Annotated in this window: 27 protein-coding genes and 1 pseudogene; 23 read left to right on the top strand and 5 right to left on the bottom strand. The window is 32.2% G+C overall.

Annotation, left to right across the window (positions count from 1 at the left end; genetic code table 11):
* The first annotated feature begins 2 nt into the window (after positions 1-2).
* The 13 genes from HJ01_RS11445 (at position 3) to HJ01_RS11385 (ending at position 12,111) form a co-directional block, all read left to right on the top strand.
* Positions 3-1,805 carry an AAA family ATPase gene (locus HJ01_RS11445; protein WP_007138581.1) on the top strand — a complete coding sequence of 601 codons (1,803 nt, stop codon included), beginning with the start codon at positions 3-5 and terminating at the stop codon, positions 1,803-1,805.
* On the top strand, positions 1,802-3,109 hold the full coding sequence (locus HJ01_RS11440) for a 5-methylcytosine restriction system specificity protein McrC (protein ID WP_007138580.1): 1,308 nt from the start codon (positions 1,802-1,804) through the stop codon (positions 3,107-3,109). Before HJ01_RS11445 ends, HJ01_RS11440 begins: the two co-directional genes overlap by 4 nt.
* Positions 3,106-3,303: a YqaE/Pmp3 family membrane protein gene (locus HJ01_RS11435; protein ID WP_007138579.1), complete on the top strand. Its 198-nt coding sequence runs from the start codon at positions 3,106-3,108 to the stop codon at positions 3,301-3,303. Before HJ01_RS11440 ends, HJ01_RS11435 begins: the two co-directional genes overlap by 4 nt.
* Positions 3,304-3,350: 47 nt before the next feature.
* On the top strand, positions 3,351-3,749 hold the full coding sequence (locus tag HJ01_RS11430; protein ID WP_040473872.1) for a lysozyme inhibitor LprI family protein: 399 nt from the start codon (positions 3,351-3,353) through the stop codon (positions 3,747-3,749).
* 58 nt (positions 3,750-3,807) lie between these two features.
* A complete protein-coding gene (locus HJ01_RS11425; RefSeq protein WP_007138577.1) occupies positions 3,808-4,506 on the top strand; it encodes a DUF4339 domain-containing protein in 699 nt (232 codons plus the stop codon).
* Between the two features lie 160 nt (positions 4,507-4,666).
* Positions 4,667-4,921, top strand: coding sequence for a helix-turn-helix domain-containing protein (locus HJ01_RS11420; RefSeq protein ID WP_040473871.1), 255 nt, complete (start codon positions 4,667-4,669; stop codon positions 4,919-4,921).
* Between the two features lie 61 nt (positions 4,922-4,982).
* The gene (locus HJ01_RS11415) at positions 4,983-5,261 is read left to right on the top strand and encodes a helix-turn-helix domain-containing protein (protein ID WP_007138575.1); all 279 of its coding nucleotides are present in this window, start codon (positions 4,983-4,985) and stop codon (positions 5,259-5,261) included.
* Between the two features lie 233 nt (positions 5,262-5,494).
* The gene (locus HJ01_RS11410; protein WP_007138574.1) at positions 5,495-6,706 is read left to right on the top strand and encodes a site-specific integrase; all 1,212 of its coding nucleotides are present in this window, start codon (positions 5,495-5,497) and stop codon (positions 6,704-6,706) included.
* A 177-nt stretch (positions 6,707-6,883) separates the two neighbouring features.
* The gene (locus HJ01_RS11405; RefSeq protein ID WP_007138573.1) at positions 6,884-7,468 is read left to right on the top strand and encodes a TIR domain-containing protein; all 585 of its coding nucleotides are present in this window, start codon (positions 6,884-6,886) and stop codon (positions 7,466-7,468) included.
* Complete coding sequence (locus tag HJ01_RS11400; RefSeq protein WP_007138572.1) at positions 7,468-8,352, top strand: DUF4231 domain-containing protein; 885 nt, start codon at positions 7,468-7,470, stop codon at positions 8,350-8,352. Before HJ01_RS11405 ends, HJ01_RS11400 begins: the two co-directional genes overlap by 1 nt.
* Before the next feature lie 204 nt (positions 8,353-8,556).
* On the top strand, positions 8,557-8,901 hold the full coding sequence (locus tag HJ01_RS11395; RefSeq protein ID WP_007138571.1) for a hypothetical protein: 345 nt from the start codon (positions 8,557-8,559) through the stop codon (positions 8,899-8,901).
* Between the two features lie 1,816 nt (positions 8,902-10,717).
* Positions 10,718-11,746 (top strand): HNH endonuclease domain-containing protein, encoded by a 1,029-nt coding sequence (locus HJ01_RS11390; RefSeq protein WP_007138570.1) that lies wholly within the window; start codon positions 10,718-10,720, stop codon positions 11,744-11,746.
* Positions 11,746-12,111, top strand: coding sequence for an HIT family protein (locus HJ01_RS11385; protein ID WP_007138569.1), 366 nt, complete (start codon positions 11,746-11,748; stop codon positions 12,109-12,111). The genes HJ01_RS11390 and HJ01_RS11385 overlap by 1 nt, the downstream gene beginning before the upstream one ends.
* Positions 12,112-12,223: 112 nt before the next feature.
* On the opposite strand, the gene HJ01_RS17745 is transcribed toward HJ01_RS11385, so the two are convergent.
* From HJ01_RS17745 to HJ01_RS11370, 4 genes are read right to left on the bottom strand one after another with little or no spacing between them, the layout of a single operon-like run.
* Positions 12,224-12,397 (bottom strand): hypothetical protein, encoded by a 174-nt coding sequence (locus tag HJ01_RS17745; protein ID WP_100208559.1) that lies wholly within the window; start codon positions 12,395-12,397, stop codon positions 12,224-12,226.
* A complete protein-coding gene (locus HJ01_RS11380; RefSeq protein WP_007138567.1) occupies positions 12,384-12,662 on the bottom strand; it encodes a hypothetical protein in 279 nt (92 codons plus the stop codon). The genes HJ01_RS17745 and HJ01_RS11380 overlap by 14 nt, the downstream gene beginning before the upstream one ends.
* Positions 12,659-13,069 carry a DUF5675 family protein gene (locus HJ01_RS11375; protein WP_007138566.1) on the bottom strand — a complete coding sequence of 137 codons (411 nt, stop codon included), beginning with the start codon at positions 13,067-13,069 and terminating at the stop codon, positions 12,659-12,661. The genes HJ01_RS11380 and HJ01_RS11375 overlap by 4 nt, the downstream gene beginning before the upstream one ends.
* Position 13,070: 1 nt before the next feature.
* Positions 13,071-13,826: a hypothetical protein gene (locus HJ01_RS11370; RefSeq protein ID WP_007138565.1), complete on the bottom strand. Its 756-nt coding sequence runs from the start codon at positions 13,824-13,826 to the stop codon at positions 13,071-13,073.
* 268 nt (positions 13,827-14,094) lie between these two features.
* On the opposite strand from HJ01_RS11370, the gene HJ01_RS11365 reads away from it, so the two are divergent.
* The 10 genes from HJ01_RS11365 to HJ01_RS11320 all read left to right on the top strand — a co-directional run bounded on the left by HJ01_RS11365 (position 14,095) and on the right by HJ01_RS11320 (position 24,045).
* Positions 14,095-14,322 (top strand): helix-turn-helix domain-containing protein, encoded by a 228-nt coding sequence (locus HJ01_RS11365; RefSeq protein WP_040473930.1) that lies wholly within the window; start codon positions 14,095-14,097, stop codon positions 14,320-14,322.
* 813 nt (positions 14,323-15,135) lie between these two features.
* Positions 15,136-15,582: an Arm DNA-binding domain-containing protein gene (locus HJ01_RS17160; RefSeq protein WP_050855226.1), complete on the top strand. Its 447-nt coding sequence runs from the start codon at positions 15,136-15,138 to the stop codon at positions 15,580-15,582.
* An 18-nt stretch (positions 15,583-15,600) separates the two neighbouring features.
* Entirely contained in the window at positions 15,601-15,942 is a 342-nt protein-coding gene (locus HJ01_RS17970) for a phage integrase SAM-like domain-containing protein (RefSeq protein WP_316928992.1), read from the top strand.
* A gap of 111 nt (positions 15,943-16,053) precedes the next feature.
* The gene (locus HJ01_RS11350; protein WP_050855224.1) at positions 16,054-16,404 is read left to right on the top strand and encodes an RteC domain-containing protein; all 351 of its coding nucleotides are present in this window, start codon (positions 16,054-16,056) and stop codon (positions 16,402-16,404) included.
* A 144-nt stretch (positions 16,405-16,548) separates the two neighbouring features.
* Positions 16,549-16,797, top strand: a complete 249-nt coding sequence (locus HJ01_RS11345; RefSeq protein ID WP_081478711.1) for an RteC domain-containing protein — start codon at positions 16,549-16,551, stop codon at positions 16,795-16,797.
* An 811-nt stretch (positions 16,798-17,608) separates the two neighbouring features.
* A complete protein-coding gene (locus HJ01_RS11340; protein WP_007138558.1) occupies positions 17,609-18,088 on the top strand; it encodes a hypothetical protein in 480 nt (159 codons plus the stop codon).
* Between the two features lie 85 nt (positions 18,089-18,173).
* On the top strand, positions 18,174-18,929 hold the full coding sequence (locus tag HJ01_RS11335) for a LytR/AlgR family response regulator transcription factor (RefSeq protein ID WP_007138557.1): 756 nt from the start codon (positions 18,174-18,176) through the stop codon (positions 18,927-18,929).
* A 50-nt stretch (positions 18,930-18,979) separates the two neighbouring features.
* A complete protein-coding gene (locus HJ01_RS11330) occupies positions 18,980-19,381 on the top strand; it encodes a response regulator (RefSeq protein ID WP_007138556.1) in 402 nt (133 codons plus the stop codon).
* A 378-nt stretch (positions 19,382-19,759) separates the two neighbouring features.
* A complete protein-coding gene (locus HJ01_RS11325; RefSeq protein WP_040473869.1) occupies positions 19,760-23,644 on the top strand; it encodes a PAS domain S-box protein in 3,885 nt (1,294 codons plus the stop codon).
* Positions 23,641-24,045: a response regulator gene (locus HJ01_RS11320; protein ID WP_040473868.1), complete on the top strand. Its 405-nt coding sequence runs from the start codon at positions 23,641-23,643 to the stop codon at positions 24,043-24,045. Before HJ01_RS11325 ends, HJ01_RS11320 begins: the two co-directional genes overlap by 4 nt.
* Before the next feature lie 265 nt (positions 24,046-24,310).
* On the opposite strand, the pseudogene HJ01_RS11315 reads toward HJ01_RS11320, so the two are convergent.
* Positions 24,311-24,649: pseudogene (locus HJ01_RS11315) on the bottom strand (hypothetical protein); the annotation flags it as partial.
* Positions 24,650-24,836 lie beyond the last annotated feature (187 nt).

Genomic DNA, 24,836 nt, shown 5'->3' with positions numbered 1-24,836 from the left:
ATATGGAATTTAAAGACTTTGACGAATTAATACATTCAATTAATAAATCTCTTGGAGGTTTCTGTAATACTTTTATTTACAAAAGAAAAGAATTATCCAAAAAAGGAAGAAGTGCTAAAAAAGGTTTTTTGTTTGTGTATGACAGTGACTCCAATCGAAATTGGTCAATAAATGAAGGAGGTGGTACCGAGATTCAATACCATATTGCATTCAATATAGAAAATCTAAAATTAAATTATGGATTAGGGTTTAATACTCAGTATGTGCCTCATGCAAACGAGTTTTCCTCGATAGATTATATGCGTCCTTTCATGAATGCTTTTTTAAATAACGAAACCAAAATTCAATCAATCTTACCAAATTATAGTTTTGTTTATGGGGAAAAAAAAATGTTAATACAACCTGTAGAGAATGAATATGTGCTTTTTGGAAGAACACAAATAATCCAAATAAGAGAAGACAAATATTTTATTGAAGATCAATTATATAATGAGATATTAGAAGATTTAAAAAAACAATTTGAGGTTTATATTATCATTTTTGAAGAAAAAAATAAATTAAAAACTATGTTGTCCAAAATTGAAAAAAATATAGAATTACTCGAATATAAAAAGCAAATCATTTTACAAGGTCCTCCAGGAACTGGGAAAACAAAAACAGCTAAAGATATAGCTGTTGAAATGCTAGGTTTAGGTAATGTAAAAGATTTAAATAATAACGAGCAATTTAAACTAATTCAATTTCATCCATCATACACCTACGAAGATTTTGTCAGAGGTATTATTTCCGTACCAAATGAAAATGGTGAAGGAGTTTTGTTTAAAAACGAAAACAAAATACTGGCAGAGATTGCTGAAAAAGCATTAAAAAATAAAATAGACAGTCAAAAAGGATCTACTGAATTATCAAAAGAAAAATGGTTAAACGAACAATTTGACAAATTTATATATTCAGTATCTGAAATATTGGAGGTTGAGGAAAAAATTGAGTTAACAGAATCTGTAGTTATTATTGAAATCGATGATGATGCCTTTAGATATAAAGGGGTAAAAGGCTGGACAAAAAGAGGCAATCGCATGCTTTTTAAAGATATAAAACAAGCTTATTTGGATGAAAATTTTGAAAGACAGGATTTAACACATAATCATAATTTGTCAGGTTTAGCAAAGTGGCATGCGAGCTATTATGTAAGAGTCCTCGATATGTTTAAAGGTTTTTTAAAGGAAAACAAAATAGACTTTATAGCGAATACAACTCAAAAAGAAGAACTAAAAAATTATGTTTTAATTATTGACGAAATCAACAGAGCCAATCTTCCTTCTGTTTTAGGAGAATTAATTTATGCTTTAGAGTATAGAGATGAGCAAGTAGAAAGTATGTATGAGTATGAAGGAAAAAGAGAAATCATTTTACCATCCAATCTTTACATTATTGGAACCATGAACACAGCCGACAGGAGTGTTGGCCATATTGATTATGCGATTAAACGACGTTTTGCATTTGTAGACATTTTACCATCAGACCAAGCTATAGATGATGTGGTTACTGATCCTGATTTGAATGCTAAAGCAAAAGGTTTATATAATAAAGTAGCCGTGTTATTCAACGAAGATAGAGACAAAACAGTTTACATACAATCTGATTTTAAAGCCAAAGATGTTCAATTAGGTCATAGTTATTTTTTAGTAGAAACAGAAAAGCAACTGGAATTAAAATTGGAATTCGAAATAAAACCATTGCTTAATGAATATGTAAAAGATGGTATTTTAAGCGAAGATGCTTTATTAGAAATTGGCAAGTTATGATTTCAGTAATTCAAGAACACTACAATGGTCTTGCTTCTAAGAGGGATTTTAATTTTGAAGACAAATTGTCTTTTGAACAAGATTACTTTTATCAGTTTACAAGAAAGTATAGAAACGAAAAAGTAGATTGTTTTAGGATTCATTCTGATGCAGTAAATAAAAAACATGCTATTTCGAACAGTTACTTTATTGGTGTAGACTGGATTATTGAAAAAGAAAAAGCCATTTACATAGAGCCAAAACTCAATAAGAATTCTAAAGAACAAACGGATTATCTCAAAATGTTGTTTTCGGCATTAAAACACCCTGAAGTTGCTAAACATACTGATGATCTATTCGAAATTAAATGGGATAAATCACCTATACCCATATCGCAAGAACAAGATTTATTGAGTCCGTTATTAGTTGTTCAATATTTGCGTCTAGTTAAAGAAATCGTTCGCAAAGGAGTTAAAAAATCCTACTACAAAGTAGAAAATAATTTGTATGCAAAAGTAAAAGGCAAAGTATTGGTCAGTCAAACCATCAAGCAAAACCTAGTCAAAAACAAACCACTCCACACCTATTGCAGCTATGATGAATTTGGTTTAAACAGTTTAGAAAACAGATTGCTAAAAAAAGCCTTGGTTTTTGTTCAGCGGTATTTGCCTACTATTAAAAACCTTCAGAACGAAAAATACAATACAGAAATATTCAATTATATCAATCCTGCTTTTGAATTTGTCACAGATGAAGTAAATCTTCATGATGTGAAACATACCAAAACAAATGTTTTTTATAAAGAATATGAGGAGGCCATAAAATTAGCTAAACTTATTCTGAAACGATTTGGCTACAACATTAGCAATACCCAACAAAAAACAATCCAAACACCACCCTTTTGGATTGATATGAGTAAATTGTTTGAACTGTATGTTTTGGGTTTATTAAAAGACACCTATGGTAGTCATACACTTTATGGCGGAACAGAAGCCAAGCTTAGCTATGGTTTGCCAGATTATCTCATTACAAAAGAGGGTGTAAAATGTATTGCCGATGCAAAATACAAAACCTTATACAATGAAAAAGGTCAATACGACATTGATAACATTAGACAATTGAGTGCCTATGCCAGAGATAAAAAGGTATTTAGTAAACTAGATATAGACGAAAAAGAAATCATTGATTGTCTTATTATTTATCCTTTAAATGACCAAAGCTCAATTTTAGATTTGAAAATTGACTTTGAATGTTTCGAAGAGGTAGGTTCTTTCGTTGGCTTTAAAAAAATAGGCGTTCCAATCCCAATAATAAATAAAACATGAGATACGTTTTAGCTTTTTTTCTACCATGGTTATCCTTGATATTACAAGGTAAAATAGGTTCTGGCATTATTTGTCTGATATTACAAATTACTATAATCGGTTGGATCCCTGCTTGCATTTGGGCTTTTACATCCCTTAACAGTATGTATGCAGATCGAAGAACAACTAAGATAATTAAGGAAATGAAAAAATAATTTAAACCATTTTGAATTCCAAACTACAAAAACAAACGTCACAGTTTATGAAAAAATTTTTAATACTTACCTCCTTTTTCCTGATCTCTAACTTGAGCAGTGCTCAAACCCAATTAGAAATAAATGCCACTGCCAATACTGATTTTCAAAAAGCAGATAAGGAGCTCAATTCGACCTATAAAAAGATTTTAAAAGAATACAGCACTGACTTATTATTTATTAAAAACCTTAAAATCGCGCAAAATATTTGGATCAAATTTCGTGATGCCGAAATGAATATGAAATATCCTCAAAAAGAACCTGGGTATTATGGCAGTATTTTTCCAACATGCTGGAATACGTATATGGCCGAATTAACCCAAAAAAGAAGCAAAGAATTAAAAATATGGTTAACTGGAATTCCGGAAGGAGACACATGTAGTGGATCAGTTAAAATGATAAATTAATACAATACTTTATATTAGCAATTTAAACCCCTTACCTACTAAACAAACATTACATTTTATGAAGAAATATTACCTACACAATGGTACAGAAAACATCGGCCCTTTTGATACAGACGAATTAAAAACAAAAGCAATAACAAAAAACACAGAAGTATGGTGTGAAGGCATGGAAGACTGGAGAAAAGCGGGAGAAGTGGATGAATTAAAAAACAGTTTAACAGTGCTTCCACCACCCATTAAATCATTTACCACACCTCCACCAATTCAATCAAAACCAATTCAAGAAACACAACAAGAAATAATCCCTCAAACAAAAAAAACAAGTTGGGGAAAAGTAATTGCAAAATCAATTGTGGTTACCTTTTTAATCATTGTAGCAATCGTTGCTATTACAGATTATATAACAGAATATAATACTCCCCCTTATAATGGAGAAAGTGAGCTTACTATTGCAGAAATCGAAGCAATAGAACCGGCTACTTATTTGAATGCAACGGGTACATACAAACCAAACTTTTTAGGAGACCAATTAAAAATTAATGGTATTATTGAGAATAAAGCCACGGTAACTAATTATAAAGATGTGATTGTTGAGGTAGTTTTTTATAGCAAAACTCAGTCAGAGATTGCAAGAGAAAGTTATACAATTTATGATTTTTTTGGACCTAATTCAAAAAAGGAATTCAAATTGAAAGTTAAAAATTATAGTAATGTTGCAACCATTGGTTGGGATGTGGCAAGTGCAACTGTAAACTGATGTCAAGATTCTTAATTTAGCCCAACTTTAAACCCCATAACTCTCCGAAGTGTCCTCACTTCGGAGTTTTTATTTATACTAATTCCCACATACTACCCTACCTCTTTACTTTAAATTTATTTTGTTTATCAAAAGCACTTTTATTAATTTAATTGTAAAAATGGAAAATCCTTTTGAAATAATTTTAGAGAGACTGGAAAAAATTGAAATTGCAATTCAAAAACTAAAACTTCCAACAATAAAAGATGATAAAGAAGTCTTGTTGTCTAGGATAGAAACTGCTACATTATTAAAATTTAGCTTAACTACACTATGGAAACATACAAAAAGTGGCAAACTAAAAAGTTATGGTATTGGCAATAGAGTTTTTTATAAAAAAGATGAGGTACTGAAAAGTTTAACTCGTATAAATTAAAATTTAAAAAAAGGAATTCATAACTTCAATTGTCTTTTTATTAATTTTAAAATCATACTTAATGGCTAAGCAAATTTTACTACACTGTATTTCACCAGATGAACTAAAGCAATTGATCAAAGAAGTTATTATAGAAGAATTCTTAGATTTCAAAAAGAACCTCGCCATACATGAATCAGATGCCTTACTAACTAGATCCGAAACCTGTGAATTCTTAAAAATTGACAGCAGTACACTTTGGAGTTGGACTAAGAAGGGAAAAATTTCTTGTTATGGTATTGGTGCTAGACGGTATTATAAAAAGGGGGATCTTCTAAAGAGTTTGGTTATTTTAAAATAATTCCAACAAATCAACCCTCTGGTGCTCATCTACGCCGACTACCTCCCTGCTTACCTTTGGAAACATATCATGCGTTTTAAGCGCGGACAACAACTAGCAGAGACAATTACATTGTCGGCATGCCAGATGCTGTTTCATATTCTTTGGCTTACATACTAACCAGCTGTTTATTGTTTCTTTTAAGTTTAAATTTGAGTAGTTACACCTCATTTTTAACTTAAAACACTGGAAAAATGCACAACGAAAAAATCACAATACTGTATATAATAAATACAGCCAAAACCAATCAAAGAGGCTTATGTGCATTAAATTGTAGAATAACATTAAACAAAAAACGAAAGCAATTTAATACTGGGCTTCTTGTAAACCCAAAATATTGGGAAAGCAAACTTCAAAAAGTAACGATACTAGAGCCAAACCACAAATATATAAATGCTCAATTAGAACGAATTGAAGTGAAAATTTACAATATCGCTTTAGTATTTCAACTTCAGGGGATACCATGTAAACTAGATAATATCTTTAATGAATACAAAGGGATACCAATTAGAAAGGAAGAATATATATTGTCTTGCTACAGGAAATACGTTTCACGAATACAGAAACTAGTTGGTATAGAAATAAAACAAAATACCTATGAAAAATTCGTTTATGTTGGATACCATTTAGAAGCATTCATAAAGTGGCAATTTAAAAAATCAGATTATCCTTTAAAGGAATTAAGCTTGAGGTTTCTAGATGATTTTGACTACTATTTAAAGACAGAGAAAAGCATAAAGCAAATCACTATCAACAAAATTATTCAAAGGCTTAGAACACCTATCAAACAAGCCATTTCAGAAGGTTATTTAGACAGAGACCCATTTATACTTTATAAATCTAAAAAGTTCCACAAAGAGGTAATTTTCCTTACCACAGAAGAACTCAAAATTATTGAAGAATCTACGTTTACTCCACAAAGATTAGGGATTATCCAAGACTTATTCATTTTCTGCTGCTACACAGGATTAGCCTATAATGAAATGGCGCATCTTAAAATAAAAAATATCCAAATTGGCTTTGATAACATGAATTGGATCCAGATGAAACGAGAAAAAACCCAACGTCAAATCTCCATTCCAATACTGCCAAAAGCACAAAAAATCATCGATAAATATTTAATAGAAGATAATTACGTATTCCCTGCTTTAAGCAATCAAAAATTCAATGCCTATCTGAAAGAGATTGCAACAATAACAAAAATTGATAAAAGGATTACACACCACACGGCTAGGAAAACATTTGCTTCAACAGTTTTACTTTACAATGATGTACCAATGGAAATCGTTTCAGAATTACTAGGTCATTCCAATATGACAATAACACAAGAAAGTTATGGGAAAGTGGTCCAAAAGAAGGTTAGTGAGGAAATGCAAAAATTGAAATTAAGAATAGGCCGCATTTAAAAAAACGCTCCCTTTACTAACGTTACGGGCAATACAATAAGAAAATTAATGAAATCACTATGTAACAAATAACAAGTAAAGTTTTACATTTTATTAATATTATTAAGAATAATTATATACATTTGAAATAGTTTTCTAATTATCCGAATTTATAACCTAACCACAAATATCAAACTTATGGCACATAAATGTTTCATTTCATTTAAAACTCAAGACCATGATTATAAAAAACATATTCATGATAAACTTGATGTTGATATGATCGATAAATCATTACACGAACCAATTAACTCGGATGACGAAGATTATATAATGAGAAAAATACGTGAAAATTATTTATCTGATTCAACAGTAACTATTTTTCTAATTGGAACACAGTCAGCTGAAAATTCATTTTCTCAAAATCAAACATTTATAAAAAGAGAATTACAAGCATCATTATATCATGGGGCAAACAACACAAAAAATGGTATTTTAGGAATAGTGCTTCCTGATATGTCAAACTCTGTATACTTAGGAACAAATAATTGTTTGACTTGTGGTGGTTCACATACTATTGTTAAAATTGATGATCTTACAGTTGTGAAAGAGTTTTCATATAACTATTACATCCCTAAGGATAAATGCTCGTGGAGTGAAGATGATAGGTACTGTGTTTTAACAACATGGGAAGACTTTTGCACCAATCCCAACTACTATATTGATCAAGCATTTGATAAAAGAGGTCATGCGATTTCAGGATCTACAAAAGTTAAACCGTGATGAAAGATAAAGATTTTCCAAATTATTTTCGCGCTGGTGACAAAGCTTCACTTGTGGCTCAATCAACATATGTGAATTTCGTAAAATGGGATTTAATATTAATGGTTTTTGCTGCTGCTCTATCCATTTTTAATTTTAGCGAAGAAAATAGTAAAACAATAATTTATGTAATATCAGGGATATTACTTTTGGTTGCCACAATTTTTTCTCTTGTTATAAAAAACAAGCAGTACGAGGATGTTTGGTATCGCGGCCGAGCATTAGCAGAATCCTGCAAAACGCTAACTTGGCGATATATAACTTGTTCAGAATATTTTGAACACAATTTAACTCCTTTAGAGGCAAAAAAAAGATTCACCGAAAGAATCACAGATATTAAAAATGAATTCTTAGATTTAAACAAAGAATTAAGCGCTAACCTATTGGCTCTTCCCATTATCACTGATGAGATGAAACTAATTAGAAATTATTCACTTGAGAATCGTAAACAATATTATTTACTGCATCGTATTGAAAATCAAATTAATTGGTATAAAGATAAAGCAGAAATAAACAAAAGTAATTATGAAAGATGGTTTTGGGCTGTAATAATAGCCCAAATTTTAGCTCTACTTTCTATCGGTTTTTTAATAAAATTCCCTGATTGCAATTTTAATTTTGTAGGACTTTTTTCGACATTATCCGCGTGCTTTTTCAGCTGGTTGCAATTAAAAAAATATCAAGAAAATAAAGAAGCTTACACGACTGCTACTTCTGAGCTGAACATAATTAAACTAGAAGCAGAAGAATTAAATACGGAAGAAGCATTTTCTAAATTTGTTTTAGATTCTGAAAATGCTATGTCTAGGGAACACACAATGTGGTTAGCACAAAAACGAAAATAACTCCTACCTAAAACTGATTATTTTTTCCAGCTTCGGGTTTTAGTCTTTAATTTGATATTAGTTTAATATTTGAATTAACATTAAATTACTTCAATAAAAATCTTAACTCACTTCCACAACCCATAAAAAGGCTGTAGGAACGTAACTGGTAATTATGGAAAAGTGAGTGCGGGGCGTTCAATAACATCTTAAATTTCAATAAATATGAAATATTATAATTATGACACTGTTTTGACATTTGGTAAACACAAGGGACAAACGTTAATAGAAGCTGTAGAATACGATGCAGATTATATTGATTGGTGCGCCATAAACCTTGATCATTTTTATGTCACTCCTGAAGTTATAAAATTTATCAAGAAAAAATTTCCTTATATTGCAGTAGGCCCCGAGGCAATAGACTATCTACAAGAAAAGCTTCAGAATTGGGAAAATCAAAAAAAGGAAAAGAATTATGATTTAGGCGAAAAGGATTATAATAGAAGTGAATATTATAATGACAGCTTAGATATGGACCAACAGAGTTCTGAATTTTGGGATAGCCTATAAGAAAGGCAGCAGTAAAATCTACCATCCTTCGAGAAAAAACCATTAAATAATACCCTTAAAGCATTGCAATTAACGAAGCTTGAAGGAGGGCTTTTTGCTTACATTATATTTAGTCAACCTGCTACCGCGAAATTCTAGTTAGCGCCTCTCGTATACAGGATTATTTGTGGCAAAGAATAACAAGTAGTGTGGTATTTCTAATTAAAAATTTTACAATAAAAAGTCGGTACAAATAAAACTAGCAATCAATCGGTCTCACTTCGGTCGTTCCCTTTGTTCCGTTCGGCTGCTGCAGTCGGTCGTACCTTCCTCCGTTCTGCAGACACGATTCAGCCACAAAAAAAACAGCAGCTTGAAAATAAGCAGCTATTTTTTTGCGCTGCCTCGTTCCTCATCTCCACACGCTCTCTTCCTGTGTTCGCTGGGGCTAGTACATCCATAATACAGCTTCATTCCGTTACACTCCGCAAGCTACGTTCCACTGCATTCCAGCCGTATTTTGTCTGTCGCCCCATGTTTTTTCAGCGGTTGCTCCTTCGCACAGCCATCGGGGTTGGCGCCGTTCACAGAAATTTAGTGGAATCTCTTTTTCAATAGTAGATTATCCATGGTCCATTATATATTGTTAGGTTCACTTCGCCCTAAATCAAGGAACGCCAAAGGCTGCCGAATATTTAATCCCCGCCGTTTCACGCTCTCAGTACTGCACTCCACTTCGCAAGCTACGCTTCGTTCCCGTCCTGAGGTGGCTGTTCGATTGCCGCAACCCCGCCACTGCGCTCCTCACAATAAATAATCTCCACTACCGCTACGATTATTTTTTGCTCCGGTGCTTGGGGGTGTTTGATTGCCTACTATATAAAGACGTTTTCAAAAAGAACTGCACACAAGAGCTATAGTGCCCCTGAAAAAATAAAAAAAAGGAAGAATAAGCAAAATTCAATAGCTACGATAATAAGGCCACCATAAAAAACCTGAACTAAAGCCAATTTTTGATAAATTCTGAAAACAGTTACTATATTTTGAGTTTTTTTTAGTTGTTAGCAGTAAAATAGCCTGTCTTTTAAGGACTGATAATCAACCAGTTAAAAAATAGTTAAAGTGTTAGATATCTTATAGTTACGGAAATGATAATTGTATCTTTGAGTATGATTTTGATTAAGCATTTGTATATGTCCATCTTCACAGAGTAGAGTATGCAATAATCAATGATATCGTAAGATAAAAGTTGAGAATGGTAAATCAGAATCTAGAATTGGAGGCCTTTAATTAGGCCTCCTTTTTTTATGGGATAATTGGGTTAGAACAAAGCCTGTCATAAACAGAATAGCAAAAAGGTTAACATTATAAAAAGGTAAAACAGCAATGATTATCAAATAAACTTCCCAGCAACGAGGAATAAGAAAACATACTGCTGTCTACAAAAAAATTAAAAAAAAGAAAATAAAATTAAGCTCCGGTTTCAAAAAGTAAAGTTCAGGCCCTCCGGGTTTTTGAAAAAATCTCCACCTTCACTTTTCACAATTCCCTTTTGATTATACTATGAAGCTTTCCTTCCAGAAGAACAGTTAGGTAGTATTTTTCCAAAAAAACTTGACTCCATTTGAAACCTCCTCTTCCCGACGACTTTCTTTTTTTTCTTTTTTTCTTTGGAAAATAATCAGAAGGGAAAAAGAATGGATAAATAGTATTACTGAAAATAAATAGCCTGATTCAAATAAGCGGTAGACAATTATGATTATCTGAAAAAACAATGTTTTTATAATCCTCTTTCCGTCCACTATTTCTGTATATTTGATTTATCTGATAAAAAAATATGTCTACCAAATTTCAAATTAATGATCCTTCTTTAGAATCCCAATGGAGGGCTATTATATTATTTGGTAAAAACTCGGCCACTTATAAATTTGCTTTTGCAAAGTCTTTATTGGAAATAATCGAAAAAGAAAAGACAACTATTTCTCTTGATGAATTGGCAATTCCATTTTCTAAAAATATTGTAAATCATTTAAGAATCAGTGACAAACAGGGTAATAGTCAATCCAGCCAATTCCTTAATTCTTGCAGACAGTTTATTAAAGATGAAGTAACGGAATCAAGCTTGATTGAAACGACAATCAAATTGGGTTTTGTAAACGTAGTTGATGCATTTCAAAATGTAAATGGAGATGTGATTCCAAATCCTTTTTACGAGAAAAATTATGTAGGAGGCAAAAAAGAAATAATTATTACTGACAATCTTCTAAAACTAAAAGAGATGTTTCAATACCAAAACTTTGAACAAGAAGTCGAAGCTCGCTGGAACCTTGTAGAAACAGCTTGGAATTTAAAAATAAACCCGAATCTTCTGGAAGTAAAATATGATGAGGATAAATCCTTATTCTTTATCGAAAATGATTTTATGCGACGATATGACATTACATCGGTACGAGATTCCTTAAATGGGTATCAAAAAGGAAAATGCTTCTATTCATCACAAGATATTTCAATTTTAAAAAAGGATTCTAATATCTGCCAAGTAGATCATTTTTTGCCGCATATCAACAAATTAGCACACTCCAAAAATGATGCAAATATAAACGGAGTATGGAATTTAGTTTTAGCCGATAGATCTGTAAATTCTATCAAAAGTGCTCGCATTCCAGAAAGAAGATTTTTGGAGCGACTTTTCAATAGAAATGAATTTTATATTGAAAGCAAACATCCTCTTGCAGAAACAATAATCAATCAAACAGGGAGAAATAAAGAACAACGTCGATTATTTCTGGAAAAACAATATAATATCGCACTTTCCAATTCTATTCATACCTGGAAGCCTGAAAACGAATTAATAGGTAACTTCTAATGAAAAACTTTTTAGAAATCGAACAAGAAAGAATCCTCTATAAAGGGGAACACTTTTTTATAATAAAAGATGCATTTCCTGTTTCGCCAGGTCATTCTCTAATAATAAGCAATAGTCCAAAATCGGATTACTTTGACCTAACTTCTGAAGAACGTAAAAATTTAGATGAACTAATTTTAATAGCAAAGGATTTAATAGAAAAAGAACTTAAACCTCATGGCTATAATATTGGGATGAACTGCGGAGAAACTGCTGGACAAACAGTGTTTCACTTTCACTGTCATCTTATCCCCAGATATCAAGGAGACATGGAAAACCCAAGAGGGGGAGTTCGTCATTGTATCAAGGGAAAAGGAGATTATTAATAGTCTATATTATTTTAAAGCTTCACATTTTTGATAAACAAAAAAGCCTGATCCACACGGACCAGGCTTTCCTACTTAATCCGGAAAAGGTTACCAATCATAACCGGAATACTTATTTTTTGATTTTGAGCAACCATTTCAAAAGAAGCGAAATCGTAAAACTGACCATGGCTCCTATACCTGCTAAGATAATAGTTTTTATGATATCTTCGGAAACGATATTGGGCACAATACTCAACAAGGTTCCGGATGCAGTTCCAAGGTGCAATGTGTTATTTGATTCCATCTCTTGCTAAATTTTCATTGTCTCTCCTCATTCTCTTTACTATATCCTCCTCCGATTTCGCCTCCTCATCAACCGTCATTTGACTAACTGCAGAAAGCACACCTCCTGCAACTGCTAGATAGCCCGCAACACTCACAACAACCGCAGGCAAAACCACCGGTGCCGCAATCACACTTCCACTTAGGCCCAACAATGCCAAACCGATACTTCTCAATACCCTGAAAAACTTCGGAGTGGGCGATTTTGTTCTTTCTACTATATTCATAATACTAACTTTTTATATTGGATCCTTATTTTCACTTCTTCGTTGCGTCCCATGGCAGCATAAACCAATGTTGTGAGCTTTTCTAACGCTATTCGCGAGGCACTGCCCTTCCCTATTCCTGTGTGTATTGTTACGGGAGCGATACAGCCCAATAGTTCTTTTTTGGCATCGTTGGCGGGATGAATTAATATAAAATCTCGTCCTGGAACATTTTGTAAATGTAAATGCCATTTGAATTTTGGGCTAAACCGCTTCTGTAAAACATATTCTCCTTCGGGAATACAAGAAATTCGCCTTTGGTTTTCCAACCAGGGCAACTCGATGGCATAACAAACTAAAGTGCCGTTCCATTCTAAAGCTCCTTGTGTTCCCTCGGGAAAATAGGTCCTATTTAATACCAAAACCATTTTACAGACCGCTTACCTGAACCAATGCCAATGGATTGTATGCTCCGTTTTTCAAAGGATACATTCTTCCATTTACCTCTTGATAAAATTCAATTCCCAAAGCCAAAAACAATGGTTTTGTACTACCAGGAGTAACTGAATTGATATGATTGATATCGACGGTTTGATTCGAATCCCACGCTAGAATATCCGTTTCCGAAGTGGCAACCACAAAGGTTTCGGCTTCAAAATCTATTTCCGCACCTGCAGATATGATTTTGAAATGTGTGGTTCCGCTTGCAGCCGCAATCATGTTCGCAGGAACAAACGGTAGCAAATCAACCATGATGTCTCCCGAAGCGCGGTCGATTGTCCCCACAAAAGGAGCAAATAAAGAAGTGCCCAGTTTGCCTCTAATGTTGAATTCGAAACCGGCAAGCAATTCTGCCTCACCATCAATCACATTACGCAATCCGCGTTCACTTACCATGTCCGCCTGAATGACTTTAATCATAGATTGAGTCAATCGGCTTACCATTCTGCCATCAGCAGAGTTAATGAGCAAAGTTCGCATTGCCGTTCTCAAAACTTTGCCTGCCTTTCCTGCTCTTCCAAATTCGGCTCCATTCTCACGCGTTCTCTGGAAGGCTGGATCGCTCGCAATTCTGCTCGCATCGACACCGCCTTTTTCTCTGGCCAAATGCCCGTCTTTCGTTTTGTAAAAAGTAATATCCCCAATAGTACCTTTCAATTTAATTATGCCTTTCTGTCTTGCCATAATTCCTAAAAATTTAAATTAATTATTTACTAAAAACTCCTTCAATCATCATCCCGTTGCAACGCTTTCGATTGATTTCGAAAACAAAGATTACACTTAAACTAATGATATAGAACAAGGCATTGTTCCATATGTCTTACAGTGGTATAAATGACATTTTTAAACATAAATGTCACCCTGTATCGGTAAACCTACCAAAAAAAACAATTATATGCTTTTACATATAAAATACTATATTTGCTTAAAATCAATGCAAATGCATATAACGATGAAGACATTAGCCACTTTTGTAAAAGAGAAAAGAAATGAAGTGAATCTAACCCAAGAAGCTTTTGCGGAACGTGCTGGAGTGGCACTAACTGTCGTTCGCAAAATAGAACAAGGCAAAGAGAACCTAAATCTCGGAAAGGTAAACCAGGTCCTTAAAATGTTTGGACATACATTGGCACCGGTCAGTGCAAGGGAATTATTAAAAACCGACAATATTATAGCATAAAATAAAATTCCACGCCTTGTTTCAGCGAGAATAAATGCATCCTTTTTTTGATTAATTTTACTCCACGAAAGTTTGGCAGCTAGTACTTTACGGTATATCAAAGCCTACTCAAAACTATAGATAGTGTATGAAAATCGAAAACAAGAGGTTGTGTATCTACCCGAAGGACATACAACGCATTACAGGGAAGAGTTACCGGCAAAGCGTTAGAATGTTGCAAACCATCCGCAAAGAGCTTAACAAGCTCCAAAACGAATTGGTTAGCATAGAAGAATTCTGCCAATACACCAGCCTGAAACAGGAACAGGTAATGACCTTGATCGTTGACTAAAATCATTAATAGAAATTGAAAACCGCAAAGCAACCCGTTCATTTTTTGGTTGTCTTTATGAGATTAATTGGACTTAAATCCGTAAATTTGATTCATGCAATTTAAGTGCTAAATTGAGTCAAAAAAAAGGGTGCATAATTCGGTGCACTCATTCTGAGAATTGGCTTTAAAGTCAATGAATACAAGGGGTTCATAATTTCACTTAGTCCCTCTTTCTCCGCCAGTAGAAATACAAAACGAAGCAAACCCCTCTAAATCTTATGATTTAGGGGGGTTTTTTCATTTACGGAAGTTCAGATTATTCATTAAATCTCAAAACTTAGGTGTCTTTCGAGCTGTCACTGAAATTATATTTTTTAAGTGACACCTCGGTAAAAGAAACCGATCAAACGACATGTTCAATAGCCTATTCACTATATAAACATCTTGTTTGAAATTATTATAAAGTTTAAATTTAATAATAACTAAAAAGGTTACCAATTATGAATACTACTGTATCCGTTCTCTTTTACCTTAAGAGATCAAAAGCCCATAATGAGGGCACCTGCCCTATTTATGTACGAGTAACAATTCTTACCAAACGATTTGACTTTAGCAGCAACAAACACATCAACCCTGAAAGGTGGTCAAGCGAAGGATCTAAAGTTAAGGGTACCGGTGAAGAGACTAGAACAATTAATAGTCATCTTGATAACATCGAACAAAAGATTGTAGAAGCAGAAAAGATGATTTTCAAGAATGATATGATCCTTACCTCTGAAAGTTTAAAGAATCAGCTGTTCGGATTAAATGTGAATCAGCGTATGTTAATTCCAATATTCAAGGATCACAACAACAAAATCAAGGAACTAGTAGGAAAAGAATATGCCTCTAGAACATTGGAGCTCTGCACTACATCATTCAAGCATACGGTGGAGTTTCTGGAATGAAAACACAAAGTTTCAGATATCGACATCAAGAAAATAGACCATGCCTTTATAATGGAGTATGAATTCTTTTTGAAAAGCGTGCGTAATTGCGATAACAATACCGCAGTTAAATACATTAAGTACTTCAGCAAAATAATAAAAATCTGTTTGGCCAATCATTGGATAGACAGAAATCCATTTGCCAACTACAAAGCGAAAGTCAAAGAAGTGGAACGTGTGTACCTATCGGAAGGCGAAACAGAAAAATTATCATTAGTTCGCAATATATTCCTTTTCAGCTGCTTTACTGGCTTGGCGTACATTGACGTCAAAAACTTGACGAAATCACATATAAGCCAAGGTATTGATGGTGAGAAATAGATCTTCACCCACAGACAGAAAACAGAAACGGCTTCCAAAATCCATTGATCTAATTTAGATGGTATTGTATTACAAAATGTAATACTTAACAACCAAAACCTAAATTCTTTTATGGTTAAAATCAGTCACGCCATTCTGTTTGATCACGAAGAAGAACTAAGTAAAATATCATTTGATTATGATAATCCTATCCCTATCTGTGACAAATCTATCGAATGCATTGCTATACATTTAAAAGTACTCAAAGAACATGTTTTGCAGCATCAATTCCAGAGCATTGAAGATGAAGTTAAGTTCTTCAAAATCATTAAACCCAAATTCAGCTCAAAACTGATCTCATTTAAAAAATTAGAAACGTGCAACCCAATGGGTGGAAAAAAAATGCGACGGACATACTATGACAATGAAATAAACAAGTTAAATAATTATTTAAGTGAGAGTCTAGAGTTCTACAATTACTAACGCTTGGGAAGTATTTTTTTGGATAATAAATTATTTACCAGATGTAATACCGAAATCAACTATAATCTCGAACCCTATTATTCCGAATTGCACGATCGTTTCTCGACTACACATAACTTTATGTTAGCCATTTTTATGAATTAAATTGAAAATAAGATCAGCAAACTGTCAAACAATAAGCCAACGGCCAAGGAAAGTCCTTTACAGATGAAAACAATAAAATGGAACAAAAGTAAAACGGCCCTAATTGAACTCATTTATGCATTGCACGCGCAGAAGACTTTTAATAATGGTAAAATAGACATCGCTGAAATGGCAAACTATTTCGAAAAAATATTCGATATCACCTATGAGAAATTATTTAAATTAATTAATATTTGCTACCAAAATTAATACCGATAACGATATAGAAGGAGCAGCAATAGCATACACCCTCAAGAATCCAAGGAAATACTGAAGAATTATTATACACAACGACATTTCCATTACAAACAAATATTCGCAGAAACACTGTTTCTTTGCAAGGCTCCAAAGTGTTTTAAACCATAAATTAAGAATTCATATTCTATTTGCTTTACCACTTATTATTCATAAGACTACACTTATTTACATAGGACTGCAATTAATAACTTACTAGATTCAACTTAGTTGTAAAAGTAAAATACTACTAAATTTGTAATTTAAATTAAGGTTTATTTCACATGATTTCTACTTCCTCCATTATGTTTTAATGTAGATAATAACAGTCACGTTATTTTTCACATCTGCTTCAAAAAAAGCTAAGTGACATTCCTAATTTAGATATTAAATTCTTGATATAGAATTACAATATTCTCACCATTAAATATATAGTTATTGTAACAAATAGTTTTGTTATCAGCTGCTGATACATATTCAAAAATGATTGGTTATAGACGATTTTAAAGTATATAATCCACCACAAAGTGGAATGCAAAATTTTTTTAAACTTAAATAAAATGGAAGATAAATTAATCAAAGAAACTAAATACTTTTTTTTTGAAATTAAACTGCCTGTTAAAAATGCATCTAGTTTTAATCGTAAAATTAAATCTGTTAATGGTATACTGCGAGTAGTTAAAATAAATCAAAGTTTCTGAAACTACAAAATTTTCTATAACAAACACTTAGCTCTAGAAGAAAGCTTCTAAAAAGTTTAAAAGATATAATATTTAAATAACAACTATTGTACAAAATTACTCAAACAAATAAAAAAAATTTAGCACAAATACTACTCTTAAAAAACAATAAATTGAACTTTGAACTGAAAGAAAATTCTGTTTTATTAAACTTTAACTTTGATGCTTTAAACAATAAAGAAATTCTATTTTTAGATATAAAAAGAGTACATTTAGAGACTGTACGATTGGCTCCTTTATATAGGACAATATTGATATTATCTTTTTTTTGTATTACAGTATTTGGCTTCCTTTTAATACATACGGATTGGTTTCTTACATTATGCTTTTCATTAATAGGCATAGTAACAATTATTAAAGAAGACTTTATGATTTATAGTCTAGAAATACAACTAGTAAACGGAGAAACCTTAATAAATAAAATTCCTAATAAATTAAGAAGGCAAGTCATTAATTCGATATTTGAAATTAGAAAGCAGATTTTTATTAGTCGAATTAAAAGTGATATTAGTTTTAAGGCGATTTAAAGCATTATGAATAAGAAAACAGTTTAAATGTGAGTAACAACCTTTGCTCTTTAATTTGGCAACCTTAGCCAGCAATTTTTTTCAAATGGAACCAATAATAGCAATATTAATTAGCGATGAAGAAGAGACCACTCAATTATTAAAGTCGTTCGCAGAGGATAACCTGATGATTATAAATATGGTCGGCACCGAAAGCGATGTCGATAAAAGCATGACTCTAATTAATTCTCATAAACCACAGCTCGTATTCATAGATATTTCAAAAAGAAATGAAAGTCTTATTGATCTAATTAATGAATTAGACTTTAATCGACCAAAAGTTATTTTTATTTCTTCGGATCAATCATATGCAGTAAAAGCATTCAGATTAAATGTTATCGATTTTCTTTTAAAACCTTTAAATTTTAATGATGTACTAATCTCCGTTTATAAAGCCATTAAAAGAATCGAAATGGAGGATTGTTTTCAAGAGAAAAGGGTAAATGATATAAATATCTTAAGTTCCAAACATCATAATAATGGGTACATGGCTGTTTCGTCTATCGATAAAATTGAACTTATCAATATGGATCATATTATTTATTGTAAAGCTGAAGGCAAATACACTGAATTCTTTTTAGACAAGGAAAAAAAAATATTATCATCTAAAAACTTAGGGGAATATAGCACTATCCTTGATCCAAATTATTTTTTTAGGATTCATCACTCTTATGTAATTAATATCAGACAAATAATCAATATCTCAAAAAAAGATGGCTATACCTGCAAATTGACAAATGGTGTAATCCTCCCTATTGCAAAACGAAGACAAGAAGAATTTACTAAATTTATTAAATTATAGCTAACATTTAAATCTTCTTAGATTATTATTAACTCAAAAAATATTTTTTTATGGAAAAGCAGTCACAACCACACTTTGAAACAGTAATGATAATTGATGATAACGTACTAGATGTATATATTGCTTCTAAAATAATTAAGAACTGTAATTTTGCCGTAACAATTTTAGAGTATAATAATATCACTGATGCTCTGGAGTATTTGAAAGAAAATCAGAATACCATAACGGCATTACCTCAAATTATTTTTGTCGATATTTATATGCCACTGTTGGGAGGTTTTGAATTCTTAGATGAATTTCAAACACTTTCGCCATCCGTTATTGCCAATTGTGAAATAGTCATGATTTCATCGACCATTGATGATCGTGATATCTCTAAAGCTAAACTTGATAAAAGAATTTCAAGATTTGCAGTGAAACCAGTTACCAGTGATTTTTTCATGAAATTTTGAAGTACTTTTTTTTTAAATGATACATTTAGAGCTATTTTTTTTTAACTACTGATCTACTAAATTTCAATAGTAGACATTCTTGTCTAATCCTACATTTAATTTTTCTTTTCTTAATTATTTAGATGCTACAGTTTTTTGAGCCAGTAATAATTACAATTGGCCAATAGTAACCCCATGCTTACTTAAAAACACTTCTTACAGTAGATTGCCATCTATAATCCTTTAATAACACTTATTACTTGAGCGCTTTTTTATATGAAAACAATCTTAATTTTGTGAAAAAAGTACGAATAATTAAAGTCCAAAGTTTTAAAACTCCCCTTTTTTTTAAATTCTAAAAATCATTTTTATTATTAATTTAAATCATTATTTAAATCAATGAATAGCAAATTAACTAAAATAGTACTAGTTGAATCATTTTTATACAATGTAGAACTGATAGAGCTTATCCTGGAAAAAGAATTTAATAATTATCATATAGAGGTAGCAACCACAAATAAGGGATTTAAAAATTTGGTACAATGGTATAAACCCGATATTATTCTTTCCAATACTATTTTTTCTGATTTTGACGGGAAAACAATATTTACGACCGCAAAAAAACTGGTGCCTACGACTCCTTTTATTTTTGTATCCTATCCAGCAACTAAAGAAAACATGAATTTTTTTTTCACAAATGGTCTAACCGACTTTGTTTTCAAGGACAATCTAAGTAGACTGACAACCAAAATAAAAAAAGTATTAAACAACACGGAAATGATTAATGACAAAAGAGGGTTTAATGATTCATCAGACTCTTCAGTAGAAGAATTAAAAAAAAACGAATATTTATATAGAGCACTAGTAGAAAATACTGAAGCAATATTCTCAGTAGTTGATGAAAATTTAAATCCCATTTATAGAAGTCCGTTATTGCAAAAAATTACAGGCTGGACAGATGAAGAAATACATGGAAATTATATTTTCGAAATAATTCATCCTGAAGATAGGGACCTAGCTTACGATTTTTTAGAAAAACTAAAGAACAATCCTGGACAAATTATTGAGATTTCCTTTAGATTGAAATTTAAAAATGGGAACTATTACTGGTTTGAAGGGACTGGTAATAACCAGTTGCTCGATCCAAAATTGAAAGGTATCATATTTAAATTTACAGATATAAGCAAGCGCAAACAAATGGAAATGGAGCTGATTTCAAATGAGGCAAGATACAGAGCCATTTTCGAAAATAGTATGGACGCAATTTTGCTTTGTCAATCAGATGGTCCTATCCTTACAGCCAACCGCGCGGCCTGTAAAATGTTTAAAATGACTGTAGACGAAATTATTAGTCTAAATAAGGAAGAACTCATTTATAAAAAAGATGAAAAAGCTAAATCATTAGTACGAGAACGCATTAATACAGGATCCGCTGCAGGAGAAGTAACTTTTATTAGGAAGGATGGTATTAAATTTGATGCATATACTTCCACTACTAAATATGTGGATTCTATTGATAGAGAAAGAATCTGCCTATTTATTCATGATATTTCTGACCGTTTAAAATCTAAAGTAAAGTTAGATAATACAACGCATCTACTAAAGGAAACCATAAAACGCCTGAACAAAACTTTAGATGCTTCAACGGACGTTATTTGTACCATTGATTCCGAAGGGAAATTTGTTGATGTCAATGCAGCCTCATTGAAAATTTGGGGATATACTCCAGATGAATTAAAAGGTACTAAATTTTTAGATTTAGTTTTTAACGAGGATCTGGAAAAAACTTATACGGAGGATTCACGGGTCAAAAACGGTTATGAATTAGAGTTTTTTGAAAATCGATATATACACAAGAATGGTAAAATCGTCCCGAATATTTGGTCAGCAACTTGGGATCCTGAAGATGATTTAATTTTTTGTATAGCGAAAGACATAACTGATAAAAAAACATTAGAATATGGTCTTCAACTTGAAAAAAAACGATATCAAGATCTCTTTGAGCAAGCACCATTTGCAATGGGAATTTTAAAAGGACCAAATCATATCTTTGAATTGGCCAACCCCCCTTATATGCAATTATTATCAAACATTGGTAAAAATGACGTTATCGGAAAATCGGTTAAAGAAATACTACCAGAACTAGAAAGTCAGGGAATCTTTAAACTTTTAGACAATGTATACCAAACTGGCGAATCCTTTTCAGCAAGTGAGATGCTTTTCCAGTTCGATCCGCATGGCAACGGAGCAATAGTCGATATGTATATTGATGTTGTGTATCAGGCGCACCATGATGACAAAGGGAATATTGATGGTGTATTTTTCTTTACGAATGATGTTACGCCGCAGGTCGCGTCCCGAAAAAAAGTAGAAGAAAGTGAAAATAAATTTAAGAATTTGATACAAAACCTCCCAGTTGGCATACAGTCCTGTGATGCTGCTGGTCGAATTTTACTTTTCAATAAAGCGGCTGTGGCAATATGGGGACGTGAACCTGAAATAGGTATAGATCGTTATTGTGGTGCATTTAAATTATATTCGATAGATAATCAGTTAATACCATTAGAATCCTCTCCAATGGTTTCATTATTGAAAGACGGAATTCCACAAACCGGTACTGTAATAGTTGAAGAACCTAATGGTAATAGAAAAACGATAATTGCAGATCTTGTTCCTTTTTTTGATACAAATAAAAATGTAACTGGCGCTGTTAATGTAATGACCGATATTACTGGAAAAATAGCTATTGAAAAAGCCTTAAAACAAAGTGAAAAAAAATTTAGACAGATTTTTGAAACTGCTCAGGAAGGTATATGGTTATGGGATAAAAACACCAATATTTCCCTTGTAAACAACAAAATGCGTGACTTACTTGAATATGAAGCAGAGGACATATCGAATAAAACGATATATCATTTCTTGGCGGAAGAAGACAAGGAAACTACAGTCAACAAACTATCTCGTATTATAGAAGGACATGCAGTGTCCATCGAAGCGAAATTTATTTCTAAAACAGGACGTGAGGTTTGGACCCATATCTCCGCCAATCCTTTATTCGACGACGATAATGAATTAAAAGGGACACTAGCAATGTTTACAGATATTTCCGAAAGTAAACGAGTAGCCTTAGAATTAGAAAGATTCAATAATGAACTAAGTATTCAAATTGATTTAACTCAGAATAGACAGGCAGAATTAATAAATGTTAATAAGGAATTATCTGACTTTAAATTCGCAATTGATGAGTCATGTATAGTAGCAATTACTGACCAAAAAGGACTTATTACACATGCGAATGACAATTTTTGTAAAATATCCAAATTTACAAATGAAGAATTGATGGGACAGGATCATCGTTTATGTAGTTCAGGTTATCACTCTAAAGAATATATGAAGGACATGTGGAAAACTATTGCCAAAGGCAATATTTGGAAAGGCGAGCTTAAAAATAAAGCCAAGGATGGAACCGAATATTGGGTAGCTAGTACCATAATACCATTTTTGGATAAAAAGGGAAAACCATATCAGTACGTAGCTACTCGATTTGATATTACAGAACGGAAAAAAGCGGAAATTAATCTTGAATTACAATACAAAGAACTAGTAAAAACCAATACTGAATTAGATCGATTTGTTTATAGTGTATCCCATGACCTTAGGTCTCCATTAACATCTATACTTGGATTAATTAACTTTATTGAATCCGAAACTAGCGAGCCTGATACGATAAAGCATGTTGTAATGATTCGGGAAAGCGTTAATCGTTTGGATAATTTCATTAAGAACATTCTTAACTATTCTAGAAACAATCGCATGTCATTGAAAGTGGAGCAAACAGATTTACAAAAAACAATTACTGACGTTATCAACTCTTTTGTAGGAAATCCACAGACAACTAATATTAATTTTATTATTGATATCGAGGAACAACAATCTTTTTATACGGATCAAATACGATTAAATATAATTATTGAAAATTTATTGTCTAATGCCATAAAATACCACAGAGAGCAAGGAACAAACAACTATATTAAAATCAGTTGCTTTTCCAATTCAGAATCCCTAGAACTAAGTATTTCGGATAATGGTATAGGTATAGATCATATGCACCATAATAAAATTTTCGAAATGTTTTATCGCCTTTCTAGCAAAACTATAGGCTCTGGTATTGGTTTATATATCGTTAAAGATACTGTCCAAATGTTGGATGGTCGAATTTCTATAAATTCTGAATTGAACGTAGGTAGCACTTTTAATATTATGTTAAAAAATTTAAAGCCATGACAAACATCATATATTCCAAATTCAAAAATGCAATGATTATTGATGACAATGAAATCGATATTTTCATTGCTTCTCACGTAATGTTAAAACATTCATTCGCTGAAAATATAATTAAATATACTGATCCAAAGGAAGCCTTAAACTATTTAATAATAAATCAAGACGATACGACAGCGTTGCCTGAGGTTATTCTTTTAGATATAATGATGCCATTGATGAACGGTTTTGAATTTATGGAAAATTATGAGCAATTGAATAACAAAATCAAGAAACATTGTAAAGTATTTATCGTTTCCTCAACTATTGACAAAGAGGATTTACAACGTGCAGAAGATGATATAAATGTAGTCGGTTTTCAGGTAAAACCTATAGATCATAAGTTTATAAACTCAATTTCTTAAAATTCGGAAATTTGAATGGATACCATTCATAAAAGCAAGATGACGGAAATAACACCCAGCTCTCCGCAGTCTCCTGACTTCGGAGTTTGATTATATTATAGACCCAAATGCAATAGCAATGTAATTATTTACTGCAAAATTATTCGAACATTCACATAAGTTATTTAAATCTTAATATAAAATAGATTGGTAAAAAGAAATAGAGTTGAGAGATTTATTTAAAATAGCGGCTTGAGTAAATTAGTCACAAATTTTGTAGTTCTTCCAATTCTGCTTCGCCATCAATTACATTACGTAATCCTCTGTCGTTCACTAAATCTGCTTGGATCACTTTGACCATGGATTGGGTCAATCGGCTCACCGTTCTACTGTATGTAGAATTGATAAGCAAGGTTCTAGATGCTGTTCTCAACATTTTTCCAGCCTTTCCTGCTCTACCAAATTAGGCTCCGTTTTCACGCGTTCTCTGGAACGCAGGATCTGTTGCAATTCCTTTCGCATCGATGCCTCCTTTTTCACGAGCCAAATGTCCATCTTTGGTTTTGTAAAAGGTAATATCCCCGATAGTACCTTTCAATTTGATTATGCCGTTCTGTCTTGCCATAATTCCTAACTTTTTACATGAATAACTTTTTAAAATCCTATCAATCATTATCCTGTTGCAACGCTTTTTGATTGATTATATACAAAGATGAAGTGAATTTCAATGTGAAATTATAACTGCTGTTCCATATGGCAGAAATCGATCTAAATGTCAGTTTGTAACTTCGAATAATTAAATCCGGAATCTA

Source organism: Flavobacterium frigoris PS1 (assembly GCF_000252125.1).
Lineage (GTDB): Bacteria > Bacteroidota > Bacteroidia > Flavobacteriales > Flavobacteriaceae > Flavobacterium > Flavobacterium frigoris_A.
This window is presented reverse-complemented; position numbering and strand designations above follow the sequence as displayed.